We start from the raw sequence: 13823 nt of genomic DNA, 5'->3' as shown, positions 1-13823 counted from the left end.
TTGCTTTCTCCTGTAGACCGGATCCCGCCGCGAAGGCGGATAGTGATTGTTTTCCTGCTCACCGGGTAAGTGACATGCGGGCCCGGCTAGTTCCATCCCCGACGCAAAAAAAGGACCTGCACGAGTGCTGCGTGACGCCGCATATCTAGGGAAAACCCTTGAACTACCTGCCGGCGCTTGCCGCGCGCCGCCCGTCAGCGCATGTTGCCGATGATCGAGGAACGGCTCTCCTGCATCTTCTTCATGAAATTGGTCATCACGTCGTAGGCCTCGTTGTTCTTGCCCGTCAAGCTTTGCAGGCGGAGCATTTCCATCTGCTGCGTGTTGCCCAGCGAGTCCAGCGCGGTCTTGGTGTCGGCGATGGCCAGCTTGTTGGCGTCGATCGTCTTGCCGTTCTCGGCCGTCTTGGCCTCCAGCGCCGAGATCTTGGCCGCCAGCTGGTCGACAAAGCCCTGCACGACGCGGCCCTTGGCGTCCATCGTGCCGTTGCCGTCCACATCGCGCGGCGCATCGGCCCCGGTGGGCACGGCCAGGCCGGCATCCTTGATCTGCGCAAGCGTCGCGTGGGACAGAGCCTTGTCGTCGCCCTGCCCCCACGACAGACCGTACCAACCCTCGGAATCGGGGCACTTGCTGGCCGAGAGGCGCCCCTGCAGGTCCTTCAACTGGCTGATCTGGCCTTGCATGTCCACGTTGGCCGACTCCAGCTGCGTGTTCTGCGCCGCCATGGCGTTCATCGATTCATTCATGCCGGCCATCTCGGCATTGCGCGCGTTGACGGAATCCAGCTGCTGGCGCAGGGAGCTCTCAAGCAGCTGCGAACGTTGCTGCTGAACCGCCATCAGCGCGGTCTCCAGGTCCATGCTGGACAAATCCATGCCCGAGACGCCGCCCATCGCCACACCGGATACCGAGGACATCGCTTTCTCCTTGAATTGGTTGCGCACCAGCAGGCCGGTTGCCGCAAAAATACGGGTTAACCCTTGCCTCGCTAGCCCTGCGGGCGCCGGCGCCATCGCCGCTTGCCGCCACCCGTGTTCGTAACGGTTGCCCCCGGCTTGGTTCCACGCAGCGGGGATGGAACTTTTCCCGCCGTCCCGTTACTACCACTGACTACGCGCGGCCTGTGCCGGCCGCCTCACGCCCCTTATGAACCGTATCGACGCTGGACTGCCCTCTTCCGCCTTTTCCTCGACGACCTCGCATGCCGACGTTCAGCACGGCCAGCAGCAGGTCGGCACGATGCTGGGCCAGGCCGCGGTGACCGTGCAAGGCGAGTTCTCGCTGGCCGACTCCGCCGAAGAGCTCAGCCTGCACATGGCCGAGAAAACCGAGGACAAGCACCACGCGCAGCGCAAGATGCGCGGCGACGCGCCGCTGCAGCTGCTCAGCGCCGAAGCCATCCTGGCCTACCTGGCCGGCGCCCATGACGCCGATGCCCAGGAAAAACTGACCGAACTGGCGCGCTCCCTGCTCGGCGGCAAGGGCGATCCCCGCCAGGCCGCCGGCCGCGCGTTCGGCGACGTGTCGCAGCAGTACCTGGGCCTGCAATACGCGCTGCGGCAGGGCGAACGCGAGGGCGCGCCCGAGGACGTGCTGGAAAACCTGCGCGAGGCGCTCGCCGAGCTGGAACTGGAAAGCGGCCCGCAGATCCGCGCGGGCCTCAATACCGTGGACGCCGCCTCCGCCTTTGCAGAGCACAGCCGCGGCGTGGCCGATTTCCAGCGCACCTACCGCGACGTGGTGCTGGGCGAATCCTCCCTGGCCAAGACCCTGGCCCTGGCGCTGGAGCGTTTTGGCGGCAAGGACGTCGGCCGCGGCCTGCAGCAGCTGATCCAGGCGCTGGGCCAGGACCTGGCCGCCGCGCGCCCCTCCACCAGCCCCGACCGCCTGCAATCCCTGATGCAGGACCTCTATCAACTGGGCACCGCCGTCACCGTGCTGGACGGGTGCGCGGAGCTCTCCGCAAAGCTGGAACGCGAGCACGGCGCGACGGTCGCCTCCGAACGCCTGATGCAGGATCTCGTCAATGTCAGCAACGAGAAATGGATATCCGAAGCCCGCTTCTCCGGCTTGGCGGGATCGCACGGGGTCGCCTCGGTGGAGGGCCGAATCGCCTTCCTGGGCGGCGTGCGCGCCGTGCTCAAGGACCTGCCCGTTCAGGTCTACGCCGATGCGGACACCCGGCAATCCGTCCTGAATGCCGCGCAACAGGCCCTGGACGCGGCCATCGACGAGGAATACGAATGAACAGCCTGGACCGCGCGCTGGGCGCCTTCGGCGAAGACATCGGCATGCCCGGACTGGCGCTGGGCGCCGGCGGCAACCTGGCCCTGCAACTGGAGTCGGGCCGCCGCGTCGCCATCGAGCCCGCAGGCGAGGAAGTGCTGGTCTATGTCTCGGAGCCCGTCCCGTACGACGCGGCCGACCGCCTGCAGAAGGCCTGGCGCCGCGCCCATTTCTCGCGGCTGGACGACTGGCCGGTGCAGGCCGCGCTGCGCGAGCAGGACGGCCTGACGCGGCTGCTGGCCGTGACGCGGCTGGCGGCCGCGGACGCCAGCGCGCACAAGCTCAGGCAGGCCGTCGAGTATCTGTCGCGCTGGCTCGATGCCGCGCGCGACGACTGAACACGGGACACGGAGAACCATCATGTCCGATATGCGCATCAACGGCCTGGCGTTCGACCGGGGCATCGACAGCATTTCCTACGCGGGCCGCGAGGCCGGCGGCCAGCAGCTTCCCGAGCGCCATGAGCTCACGCCGCCCGCCGACGGCGTGCGCGCGCAGCTTGCGCAGTTGCTCGACAAGCCCAACACCGCTCGCTACCTGGACGACATCCTGCGCCCCGCGCTGGCAAACCGCGACCTGCTGATGCCCGGAAAATTCCAGCACGCCCTGCAAGCCGCGCTGGACGGCCTTGCCGCCGCCGCGGAACAGACGCAGCACCAGAGCCCGGACGACGCGCGCGCGCTCAACCGCGCGCTGCGCCTGCTGAAGGACGAAGCCGGCCTGCGCGACCTGGTCACGATGTACCGCAGCGCGCTGTACCAAGGATGAACGCCCGATGCCGCTGACGCACGAGGCCCGCGAGCTGCTCAGCCTGCTGGCCTATATCTATCTTGAAAACAACCGGCCCGAGAAGACGGCCGTGCTGCTCAACGCCCTGCGCGCGATGGGCCTGGCCGACACCCGCCAGCTCGCCACGCTGGCGCTGGCGCAGCTGCGCGCCGGCAAGCCCGAGGCCGCGCTGTCCACGCTGGACGGCCTGGCCCTGCAGGGCGGCGTCGACGCCCCCTTCCACCTGATCCGCGCCCAGACCCTGCAGGCCCTGGAGCGCCGGGACGAGGCCGCCGCGGCCATGCGCGCCTACGTCGCCCTGCGCCCCGCCGCCACCGCCTTGCCCACCAAGATCGAGTCCACTTGAGCCGCACCATGCAAGCCCTTAACCGCGTCGTCGCCGCCGCCACCAGCCGCAACGATATCGTCCTGGCGATATTGATCGTCTCGATCATCTTCATGATGATCCTGCCGCTGCCGACCACGCTGGTCGACGTGCTGATCGGCGCCAACATGACGCTGTCGGCCATCCTGCTGATGGTCGCCATGTACCTGCCGTCGCCGCTCGCGTTCTCGTCGTTTCCATCCGTGCTGCTGGTCACCACGCTGTTCCGCCTGGGCATCTCCATCGCCACCACCCGCCTGATCCTGCTGCAGGGCGACGCGGGCCACATCATCGAGACCTTCGGCAATTTCGTGGTCGGCGGCAACCTTATCGTGGGCCTGGTGGTCTTCCTGATCCTGACCATCGTGCAGTTCGTGGTGATCACCAAGGGCGCGGAACGGGTGGCCGAAGTGGCGGCGCGCTTCTCGCTGGACGCCATGCCGGGCAAGCAGATGTCCATCGACGCCGACCTGCGCGCCGGCACCATCGACATGGACGAGGCCCGCAAGCGCCGCTCCATCGTGGAAAAGGAAAGCCAGCTCTACGGGGCCATGGACGGCGCCATGAAGTTCGTCAAGGGCGACGCCATCGCCGGGCTGATCATCGTCGCGGTCAACCTGCTGGGCGGCATCCTCATCGGCACCATGCAGCGCGGGCTTACCGCGGGCGAGGCGGTGCAGGTCTATTCCATCCTGACCATCGGCGACGGCCTGATCGCGCAGATTCCGGCGCTGTTCATCGCCATCTGCGCCGGCATCATCGTGACGCGCGTGCAGACGGGCGACGGGCCCTCCAACGTGGGCAAGGACATCGGCGCGCAAGTGCTGGCGCAGCCGCGCGCCCTGCTGATCGCGGCGGCCATCGCGGTCGGCATGGGCCTGATCCCCGGCATGCCCACCCTGACCTTCCTGGCGCTGGCCGCCGTCGTCGGCACCATCGGCTTCGTGCTGCTGCGCGGCACGCGCAAGGTGGTCGACGAGAAGACGGGCGAGATCACCGAAATCCCCGCGCTGGCGGCGGACGGCCAGAAGCCGGCGGCCAAGCCCCGCAGCGACGGCAGCGCGGAGTTCGCGCCCACGCTGCCGCTGATGATCGACGTGGCCGCGCACCTGCAGCGCAGCTTCGACGCCGACGAACTGAACGGCGAACTGCTCAAGATCCGCCGCGCGCTGTACTTCGACCTGGGCGTGCCGTTCCCCGGCATCCAGCTGCGTTTCAATGACGCGCTGCCCCAGGACACCTACAACATCCTGCTGTCCGAGGTGCCGGTGTCCCAGGGCAAGCTGCGCCCCGGCGCGGTGCTGGTGCGCGACACCGAGCAGAACCTGCAGGCGCTGCAGGTGCCGTACGAAACGGACAAGCGCTTCCTGCCCAACATTCCCACCATCTGGGCCAGCGCGGACCTGGCGCCCACGCTGTCGGCGGCCGGCATTCCCTTCCTGGATCCGCACCAGGTGCTGACCTGGCACCTGGCCTTCGTGCTGAAGAAATACTCGTCGGACTTCATCGGCATCCAGGAAACCCGCTTCCTGCTTACCGCCATGGAAGACCGCTTCCCCGACCTGGTGAAGGAGGCGCTGCGCGTGATGCCCGTGCAGAAGATCGCCGAGATCATGCAGCGGCTGGTGTCCGAGGACATCTCCGTGCGCAATCTGCGGGCGGTGCTGGAAGCGCTGATCGAATGGGGCCAGAAAGAGAAGGACTCGGTGCTGCTCACGGAGTACGTGCGAGTCTCGCTCAAGCGACACATCAGCTACAAATATTCCACCGGCCAGAACATCCTGCCCGCCTACCTGCTGGCCCCGAACGTGGAAGAGACCGTGCGCGGCGCCATCCGCCAGACCTCGGCGGGCAGCTATCTGGCGCTGGACCCCAACGCGTCCAAGAAGCTTGTCGACAACATCAAGCGCGCCACCGGCGACCTGAACGCCACGGCGCAAAAGCCGGTGCTGCTGACCTCCATGGATATCCGCCGCTACCTGCGCAAGATGATCGAGCAGGACCTGTACGAGCTGCCGGTGTTGTCCTACCAGGAGCTCACGCAGGAAATCAACGTGCAGCCGCTGGCCAGGGTGGACCTGTGAGCGCACGCCATAACGGAGCCCCCGCATGAGCGAAGCGCTGGAACTGCGCGTGCTGAGCGGCCTGCACCGCGATGCGCGCTGCCTGGTGGAGGACGGCTCGGTGCTGGGCGCCGACCCTGCCTGCGACATCGTGCTGGCCGACGACGGCATGGGCCCGCGCGCCGCGCGCGTGCGCATCGGCGCGGACGGCTGGGACCTGGCCCTGGACGACGGCCAGCCCGACGCCCCGCCCGCCACGCCGTTCAACCGGCCGGCGCCGCTGGGGCCGGTATGGATCACGGTGGCGCGCCGCGGCGATCCCTGGCCCCAGGCTCCCGCCGCCGCCCACGATGCGCCGGCCGGCGTTCCCGCCGCCGCCACGCCCGCCCCCGAGACCCCGGCCGCGGCCGCGATGCCGGCCGCCGCCGCGCCCCCCATCGACGAAGACAGCCAGCTCGAACGCCGCCTGCCGCTGCCGCCGGCGCAGGGCCGGCGCCGCAAGCGCGACTCGTGGCCGATGGCGCTGGGCCTGGGCGCGGTGCTGCTCACCATCGTCGTGGCCATCGCGCTGGCGCTCATCCCGCCCTCGACGGCCAAGCGGGCGCCCACGCCCGACCCGCGGCTGGCCGCCGCGGAAAAGTCCATGGGGCAGATATCCGCCGTCTTCGAGCGCATGGGCCTCGCGTCGCGCCTGCATGTGTCCTTGTCGCGCGACGGCACGGTCACCGTGTCGGGCTGGGTGCGCAACGCAGCCGAACAGGATGCCGTCGCGGCCTCGCTGTCGCAGATCTGGCCGATGCCGGCCATGCGCATCAGCAACGAGGACGAAGCGGTTCGCACCGCGCGCGCCGCGCTGCGCGCCTTCAGCGTCAAGTACGAGCCCCAATACCAGGGCGACGGCCGGCTCAACATCGCCGGCATCGCCAGCAGCGCGCGCGAACGCGCATCCGCCATGGACGCGCTGCGCGCGCAGCTTCCGGGCATGACGGTGCTGGGCAACGACATCGTGCTGACCCAGCAATTGAGCGACACGTTCTCCAGCCAGCTGGTGGACGCCGGGCTGTCCGGCATCACCCTCGCCTGGAAGGCCGACCACCTGGACATCGCCCCCGGCGCGCTGGATGACGACCAGCTGCAGCGCCTGCGGGACGTCGTGGACGACTTCAACAAACAGTACCTGGGCGTGGCCAGGATCGCCGCCGCCAGCGCCGCCACGCCGTCCGACAGCGTGCCGTTCACGATCCGCAGCGTCGTCGGCGGTCCGCAGCCATTCATCGTGCTGGAGGACGGCAGCAAGCTGCTGGTGGGCGGCGTCTACCGCAAGTACCGGCTCGTCGCCGTGGAGAACACCCGCATCATCTTCGAGGGGCCCCGCAGCGCCATCGTGACGCGCTGAGCGCCGCGCCCCATCGTTGCCAACCTGACGCCAACCGCCCATGAACATGCCCACCGCCCTGACCGAACTCGAACAGCGCCTGTCCGCGCCCGGCGGCGCCGAACTGAGCGCATCGCTGGCCCAGCGCCTGGCCACGCTGGAAGCCGCCGCGCGCGCGCGCCTGGATGCGGGCCTGGCGCCCGCCGCTTTCCAGGATTGCCGCGCCGTGGCCGATGCCGCCCGCGCCGCCCAGGATGTCCTGGCGCAACGGACGGCCCAACCCCTTACGGACGCCGGCGCCGCGATGCCGCCGTCCGCCTTCACTTCCCTGTCCCGCTAAGGAGACTCAGCATGGCAATCAACGGTCTTACCGGCTCGTCCGGCCTGAACTTCAACACCGTCAACAGCACGATCTACGACAGCATCCGCACGCAGGAAAGCAATCTGCAGTCGACGCTGGCCAATATGGGCACCAATGCCGACGGCAGCGTATCGCAGGCCCAGATGCTGCAAATGCAGCAGCAGATCCAGCAGTGGACGATGATGATCGACATTCAAAGCACCATCACCAAGCAGATCGCGGATTCGCTCAAGGGCGTGATCCAGAAGTCGAGCTGAGGGGTTCGCGCGGCGAGGCCGGCGCTTAGCCGCCGGCCTACACCGACTGCATCAGGAAGGCGGGATTGCGCCGCAGCGCATCGACGTCGGGTTCGGCGCGCGCGCTACGCTTCTCCCAGGCCTCGACCTGGCTGAGCAAGGCATCGATGGCGGCCATCAGGGTGTCGGCGCGGCAGTCCGCGCGCGCCACGCCCAGTTGCAGGTGCATGCGCCCGTCGGGCGCCGCGCAGGCGACTACGCCGCCGCCCGCCTGCATGAAATTGCTCTGCGCCGCCAGCAGGGCCAGGGCGCCGTCCATCTTTCCGCCGACCGCGCACGACAGCAATATCTGGGCGCGCGCGCCGTGCTCCATGATCTGCACCAGATGCCGGCCGTCGAATGCCAGCTGGCACAGGCCGCCTTCGGCAGGCGCCAGGGCGGGTATGCCCAAGGTCTGGCCGAGTTCGGAGAGTATCCGGGCGAATAGGGGATCTGACACGGTACGGGCTATGCGAGGCGCCGCGAAACACCGGCGGCCGGTATGCAAGAGGGCGGTAGGAAAGAGGCGCCCATCTTACCCGCGTTCATGGCATCGGCCAATCGGGGAAAACGGCGCGCTCCCGGGTCAGAGCGGCACCGCCGCGCGGGCCCGGCACACCTCGCGCAGCCGGTGGGGATCGCCCTCGAGGCCGCGCCACAAACGCAGCAGCCGGTCCGCGCCGGTGTCGCGGGAGTCGACCACGTACCGGGCGTAGTCCAGCCAGTGCCGCTCATCGGCGGCCAGCCCGCCCTCGGCCACCGCCAGCGCATCGCGCGCCAGCGCCCACACGGCGTCGTCGTCCAGCGCATGCCGCATCGCGTCGGCCCGCATATCGCGCAAACGCAGCCATCCCCACTCGCGCAGCAGGTCTTCCGCCTGTTCCAGGTTGCGCATGAGGCCCAGCTGCATGGCCGACGGCGCCATCACCGTGGTGGCGGCCACCGTCCTGCCGGCATCCCGCAGCAGTTGCGCATCGGCAAAGCCCGCCCCGGGCGCGCGCCCTTCGATATAGCCGACTGCGCCCAGCCCGGCATACAGGTCCTCGATGCCGCCGGGCCGCCTCCAGGCCTCGCGCAGCGCCTCCAGCGGCGGATGCGAGACCAGGCGGTAGCGCCAGCGGGCATCCAGGAAATGCGCAAACTGCGAATACTCGAAATGCCCGCCTTGCGGCGCGAGCGTCACCGATTCCCCCGTGTCCGTGCGCAGGCCCGGCCAGCCATCGGACGCCATGAAGCGCGACAGCGACGGACTGCCCTGCAGGTACACGCCGACCGCCGACTTGTAGCCGTCTTCCACCGCCAGGGGCAGGCAGCGGCTCGCGGTGCCTGGGCCGAACATCCAGCGGAAGTAATCCCCCAGATCGGCAAAGGGACGCTCGGGCAGCCGCTGCAGGTAATGATCGCCCGCAAACCGCGAATGGCGGAACATGCGGTCCCACACCGTCAGCCGGTTCTCCTTGAAGCCCGTCTCGCGGCCACTCTCCAGCGGACTGTTGGCGAATATCGCCACGCTGGCCGGCGCCAGTCCCAGCACCACGTTCAGGGCGCGCGCCGCCTCGCGCACGTCGACCGATGTGCATGGACTGTTCTGCGCCTTGGCGTCGATGCCCACGCGGTGCAGCCATTCGCGGTGCCCGACGAGTTCGCGGTAGATGGGCCGCGGCACCTGCACGGCCGCATACCAGGCCGGGTCCAGCGTGCATGCCGGGTGCTCCGACACGTTCAGGACCGTTGCGTCTTCGGCATCCAGCGCGCGCAGCGCGTCCTCAAGCTCGCGCCGCGCGCGCCGGCCCAGTTCCGCCAGCCCGCCCTGGGCGGCGGACACCGGCGCGAATGCGGTCTCCAGCAGGTTGAAGCCATTGTCCAGCCCGCTCTCGCCCGCGGCGACGGACACGCCTACGTCCCGGCCCTCGATGCGCGACATGCCCGGCGCTTCATCGCGCGCGGCCTTGATGGACGCCAGCCGTTGGAAATATCCGCCCACCGCATGGCTGGCGCCCGTGTCGCGGCGCGCCACGGCCATCTCCATCTCCAGGCCCAGGGTCTGGCCGGGGGCTGTCATCGCGTCCCGCCGAGGCGATGGCTGGCGCGACGGGTTCGGACTGGAGCGCGGACGGCGGGCATGGCAAGGCTTCCATAGGCAAGAAAGAGACATGCAGTCTTAGTAACGAGAACGGCGTTGCCGTTCCCACCGCGACGCGGACGGCGGAACGTGCGATCGTCACTCCTGTGTAATGAGGGGCCTCTAATCTCGCCGCCGAAAGGCTGACAAATAACTGAGCGACTCGTTCGCAATTCTATGAGGTTGGAATGTCCTACTTGACTGATAAACTGCGCGCCCCCTATCGCGATGCCCAGGGGGAAGTTACGGTTCCCGGCCAGATGCTCGACGAAATCGTCGCTGCGAATCCCGAGCGCCGCACCTTGCTGAAGAACAGCTTCGGCCTTTCGATGCTGTCCGTGTTCGGCGCCTCGACGCTGTTGACGGCCTGTGGCAGCGACGACGATGACGATGACGCCCCCGACACCGGCGGCGAGCAGCCTCCCCCGACCGAGACCCCGCCTCCGGAGCCCGCCGGCCCCGACTACTCCGTCACGTTCACGCCCCTGGGCGACAAGATCGTCGCCGATACCGTTACCGTGCCCACGGGCTATGTGGCCGAAGTGCTGTACTCGGCCGGCGACAAGTGCGCGATCGGCTCGGTCGGCTATGCAGGCATCCCGCAGTCCTACCCCGCCACCGAGAACCAGTCGGGCGGCCAGCACGACGGCATGCATTTCTACCCGTTGCAAGGCGTGGACCCCAACCAGGGCGGCCTGCTGGTGCTGAACCACGAAGCCCTCGACAACGCGACCCTGGACCAGGGCGTCGAAGGCCTTCGGACCCGCCTGTCGAACGTCGGGGTTTCCGTGGTCGAGGTCGCGCGCGGCGCCGACGGCGCGTGGGCGGTCAAGGCCGATTCTCGCTACAACAAGCGCTACACCGGCAACACGGTCTACAACGTCAGCGGCCCCGCCAAGTCGGTGGTCGGCGCAACGGTTGTCGGCACCTTGAACAACTGCGCCAGCGGCGATACGCCGTGGGGCACCTACCTGACCTGCGAAGAAACGCTCAACAACTACCACTACCAGGCGGGCGACATCGGCAAACCGGCCGACGAAGGGTATGGCTGGGTGGTCGAGATCGATCCGCAGAATCCGGACTCCACCGCCGTCAAGCGCACCGCGATGGGCCGTTTCAGCCATGAAAACACGGCCTATATGCTGGACGCGAACAATCGCGTCGCGTTCTACATGGGCGACGACACCACGCCCGGCTGCATCTACAAGTTCGTGCCGAGCAAGGCCTACGACCCGGTCAACCGCGCCAACAACATGGGCCTGCTGGACGAGGGCACGCTGTACGCCGCGCGCTTTAACGACGACGGCAGCGGCAACTGGGTGGAACTGACCGTGGGCAAGAACGGCCTCACGACCGGCGCGACCGATCCGGGCAACTTCACGCAACTGCCCGTCGGCACCATCATCACCGGCCAGCTCGTCGACTTCAATACCCAGGCCGACGTGCTCATCAAGACTCAGGCCGCCGCCCGCGTCGCCGGCGCCACGCTGATGGACCGCCCCGAGTGGATCACGGTGGGCGTGGACAAGACCGTGTACTGCACGCTGACCAACAACGGCAGCCGCAAGCGCACCAGCGCGCCCAACCCGCGCGTGGACAACTCGCACGGTCAGATCGTCCGCTGGCACGAGCGCGGCGACTCCCCGCTCGCGACGACGTTCGAATGGGACCTGCTGCTGCTGGCAGGCCGCGACCCCGCCGACGGCGCAGCCACCAACCTGACCGGCAACGTCAACGGCGATACGTTCTCCAGCCCCGACGGCATCCGCGTCGACCCCAAGGGCCGCCTCTGGGTCCAGACCGACGCCGGCACCGGCACCTCGACCACTAACTTCTTCGGCAACAACTCGATGTACTACATCGACCAGAAGACCGGCGAATCCAAGCGTTTCCTGGTCGGGCCGCTGGGCTGCGAGATCACCGGCATCGCCTACACGCCGGACCTGACGACGTTCTTCATCAACATCCAGCATCCCGGCACTGCCTGGAACACCCTGCGCGCGGGCGGCGGCGACGCCCGTTCCGCAACCGTGGTGGTCCGTCGCACCGACGGCAAGCCCGTCGGCGCGTAAGCGCCCGGGAAGAGGCGCTGCCGGGCTTCAGGCGAAGCCCGGCAGCGCCTCGAATCTTTTTGCCAGGATGTCCACGAACGCCTCGGTCACGACCGACGGGGCAGTCTGCGCGGGATAGGCCATGCACACCCGGACCGGCAGGCGGGGCGTGAACGGCCGTATCGCCAACTGGTCGGCGAACACCGCGGCAATGTAGGGATTGACGATGCCCAGGCCGCTCCCGGCGGCCGCCAGCGCGCAGATCGTCGAAGAATAGGTCGTCTCGATTTCGGATACGGGCTGCACGCGATGCTGCTGCATCGCACCGCGCAGCTGCAGGTAGACGTCGTCGTCCGCGTTCAGCACCAGCAGCCTGCGCCCGTTGAGGTCCCGGATGCCGATGGACGGCAGCTCAGCCAGCGGATGATCCGGCCGCATCACGCAGACCGCCGCGCTCTCGTGCAGTCCGTGCAGCGCCAGGTGCGCGCCGTCCAGCGGCACCGTGGTCACCACCACGTCATACGTGCCATGCAGCAGCCCCTCCCGCAGATACTGGCTGCCCACCGTCTGCATATTGATGTGGACGTCGGGGTAGCGCTGCGCGAATTCCTCCACGGCGCCGGGCAGCACGCCCAGGCCCAGCGCCGGCGTGCACGCCAGCCGCAACACCCCGCTGCCGCTGCGCCGCATTGCCGCCACGCGGTCCTCGATGCGCTCCAGCCCCACGAAATGGCGCTTGACGGTATCGAACAGGTCCTTGGCCTCGCGCGTGGGCCGCAATCGCCCGCGCTCCATATCGAACAGCTTCAGGCCGCTGGCCTGCTGCGCCTGCGCCAGCAACCGGCTGATGGAAGGCTGGGTCGTGCGCAGCATCTGCGCGGCGCCGGTCGTGGTACCGGCCAGCATTACCGCGTGGAAGGCTTCGATCTGACGGAAATTCAGCGGTCGGCTCATGGGATCACAGGGTATAGCAAAGTTGCATAGACTATGCTGAAAAAAGAATTTTTTCAAATACTGTGCGACTCCTACACTGGCTTTTCCAAGGGTGCCGCCAGATGCGCCCGCCACGATCCAACCGTTTTGGGGAAATACCATGAGTCCACGCCGTCCCTGGCGCCGTATCCTGGAAGCGCTGTGCCTGACCCTGGCCGGCGCCGCGCTGCCGCTGGCCGCGCATTCGCAGGCCAACTATCCCGACCGTCCGCTGCGCATCGTCGTCCCCTTCACGGCCGGGGGCAGCTCGGACATCCAGGGCCGCCTCCTCGCCGAACACCTGGGCAAGCTGTACGGCCAGTCCGTCGTCGTGGAAAACCGGCCCGGCGCGGGCGGACACATCGGCGGCAAATTCGTCGCGGACTCCGGCCCGGACGGCTACACGCTGCTGCTCGGCTCCATCGGCCTGCACGCCACTTACGGCGTCTACAAGACCCTCAACTACAAGCCCGCGGAAGACCTGAAGCTGATCACCATCGTGGCTGAAATGCCGCACGTCGTGGTGGCCAATCCGGGACTGGAAGCCAACACCCTGGCCGAACTGACCGCCCTGGCAAAGGCCAAGCCGGAAACGCTGCATTTCGGCTCGGCCGGCGTGGGCTCTTCGGTGCACATGGTGGGCGAACTCTACAAGATGGCCGCGCAGGCTCCCATCGTGCATATCCCTTACCGGGGCAGTTCGGCCGCCACCAACGACCTGCTGGGCGGCCAGATCCAGCTTCTGTTCGAAAACGTGCCCACCACCATCGGCTACATCCAGGGCAACAAGCTCAAGGCGCTGGCCATCACCGGCGCGACCCGCTCGCCCGCCCTGCCCGACGTGCCCACCGCCGCCGAAGCCGGCCTGCCGGGCCTGACCGTCACGTCGTGGACCACGCTGGCCGCCGGCAAGGACGTGCCGGACGCCCTGATCGAAAAGATCAGCGCCGACCTGAAACGCATCTACGCCGAGCCGGCCTTCCGGGCCGGGCTGGAGCGCCTGGGCATGACGCCCGTGGGCAACAGCCCCAGCGAGGCGCGCGACTTCGTCGAGCGCGAACGCGCCCGCTGGAACAAGGTCATCGAAGCCGAGCACATCACCGCGGGCTGACCGCCCGCCACGGCGGCGCGCAGCCTCTCGCGCCGCCATCCCCGCCTCTCT

General features: G+C 68.3%; 14 protein-coding genes. 10 read left to right on the top strand and 4 right to left on the bottom strand.

The features are described from left to right. Positions 1-194: 194 nt before the first annotated feature. Positions 195-920, bottom strand: a complete 726-nt coding sequence (locus tag ACFWP0_RS22235) for a hypothetical protein (protein WP_377845700.1) — start codon at positions 918-920, stop codon at positions 195-197. Between the two features lie 229 nt (positions 921-1149). Between ACFWP0_RS22235 and sctW the strand changes: the two genes are divergently transcribed. From sctW to ACFWP0_RS22195, 8 genes are read left to right on the top strand one after another with little or no spacing between them, the layout of a single operon-like run. Next, the gene (gene sctW / locus ACFWP0_RS22230; RefSeq protein WP_377845699.1) at positions 1150-2250 is read left to right on the top strand and encodes a type III secretion system gatekeeper subunit SctW; all 1101 of its coding nucleotides are present in this window, start codon (positions 1150-1152) and stop codon (positions 2248-2250) included. Then, a complete protein-coding gene (locus ACFWP0_RS22225; RefSeq protein WP_377845697.1) occupies positions 2247-2627 on the top strand; it encodes a hypothetical protein in 381 nt (126 codons plus the stop codon). Before sctW ends, ACFWP0_RS22225 begins: the two co-directional genes overlap by 4 nt. Before the next feature lie 22 nt (positions 2628-2649). After that, the gene (locus ACFWP0_RS22220) at positions 2650-3057 is read left to right on the top strand and encodes a hypothetical protein (protein WP_377845695.1); all 408 of its coding nucleotides are present in this window, start codon (positions 2650-2652) and stop codon (positions 3055-3057) included. A 7-nt stretch (positions 3058-3064) separates the two neighbouring features. Continuing rightward, positions 3065-3424, top strand: coding sequence for a tetratricopeptide repeat protein (locus tag ACFWP0_RS22215; RefSeq protein WP_377845693.1), 360 nt, complete (start codon positions 3065-3067; stop codon positions 3422-3424). An 8-nt stretch (positions 3425-3432) separates the two neighbouring features. Then, positions 3433-5526: a type III secretion system export apparatus subunit SctV gene (gene sctV / locus ACFWP0_RS22210; RefSeq protein ID WP_377845690.1), complete on the top strand. Its 2094-nt coding sequence runs from the start codon at positions 3433-3435 to the stop codon at positions 5524-5526. A 25-nt stretch (positions 5527-5551) separates the two neighbouring features. Continuing rightward, positions 5552-6901, top strand: coding sequence for a type III secretion system inner membrane ring subunit SctD (gene sctD / locus ACFWP0_RS22205; RefSeq protein ID WP_377845688.1), 1350 nt, complete (start codon positions 5552-5554; stop codon positions 6899-6901). Between the two features lie 40 nt (positions 6902-6941). Next, positions 6942-7220, top strand: a complete 279-nt coding sequence (locus ACFWP0_RS22200; RefSeq protein ID WP_377845687.1) for a hypothetical protein — start codon at positions 6942-6944, stop codon at positions 7218-7220. An 11-nt stretch (positions 7221-7231) separates the two neighbouring features. Next, on the top strand, positions 7232-7498 hold the full coding sequence (locus tag ACFWP0_RS22195) for an EscF/YscF/HrpA family type III secretion system needle major subunit (protein WP_377845685.1): 267 nt from the start codon (positions 7232-7234) through the stop codon (positions 7496-7498). A gap of 37 nt (positions 7499-7535) precedes the next feature. On the opposite strand, the gene ACFWP0_RS22190 is transcribed toward ACFWP0_RS22195, so the two are convergent. Both ACFWP0_RS22190 and ACFWP0_RS22185 read right to left on the bottom strand, forming a co-directional pair. Next, complete coding sequence (locus ACFWP0_RS22190; RefSeq protein WP_377845683.1) at positions 7536-7976, bottom strand: CesT family type III secretion system chaperone; 441 nt, start codon at positions 7974-7976, stop codon at positions 7536-7538. Between the two features lie 126 nt (positions 7977-8102). After that, positions 8103-9578 (bottom strand): glutamate-cysteine ligase family protein, encoded by a 1476-nt coding sequence (locus tag ACFWP0_RS22185; RefSeq protein WP_377845681.1) that lies wholly within the window; start codon positions 9576-9578, stop codon positions 8103-8105. 248 nt (positions 9579-9826) lie between these two features. Here ACFWP0_RS22185 and ACFWP0_RS22180 point away from each other — a divergent pair, with 248 nt between their 5' ends. Beyond that, the gene (locus ACFWP0_RS22180) at positions 9827-11710 is read left to right on the top strand and encodes a PhoX family protein (RefSeq protein ID WP_377845679.1); all 1884 of its coding nucleotides are present in this window, start codon (positions 9827-9829) and stop codon (positions 11708-11710) included. Positions 11711-11737: 27 nt separating this feature from the next. Here the strand turns inward: ACFWP0_RS22180 and ACFWP0_RS22175 are convergent, their stop codons facing one another. Beyond that, entirely contained in the window at positions 11738-12643 is a 906-nt protein-coding gene (locus ACFWP0_RS22175) for a LysR substrate-binding domain-containing protein (protein ID WP_377845678.1), read from the bottom strand. A 139-nt stretch (positions 12644-12782) separates the two neighbouring features. Between ACFWP0_RS22175 and ACFWP0_RS22170 the strand changes: the two genes are divergently transcribed. Beyond that, positions 12783-13772, top strand: a complete 990-nt coding sequence (locus ACFWP0_RS22170) for a Bug family tripartite tricarboxylate transporter substrate binding protein (protein ID WP_377845676.1) — start codon at positions 12783-12785, stop codon at positions 13770-13772. Positions 13773-13823 lie beyond the last annotated feature (51 nt).

Source organism: Achromobacter sp. NPDC058515 (assembly GCF_042721735.1).
In the GTDB taxonomy this organism is placed as follows: Bacteria; Pseudomonadota; Gammaproteobacteria; order Burkholderiales; family Burkholderiaceae_B; genus Achromobacter.
This window is presented reverse-complemented; position numbering and strand designations above follow the sequence as displayed.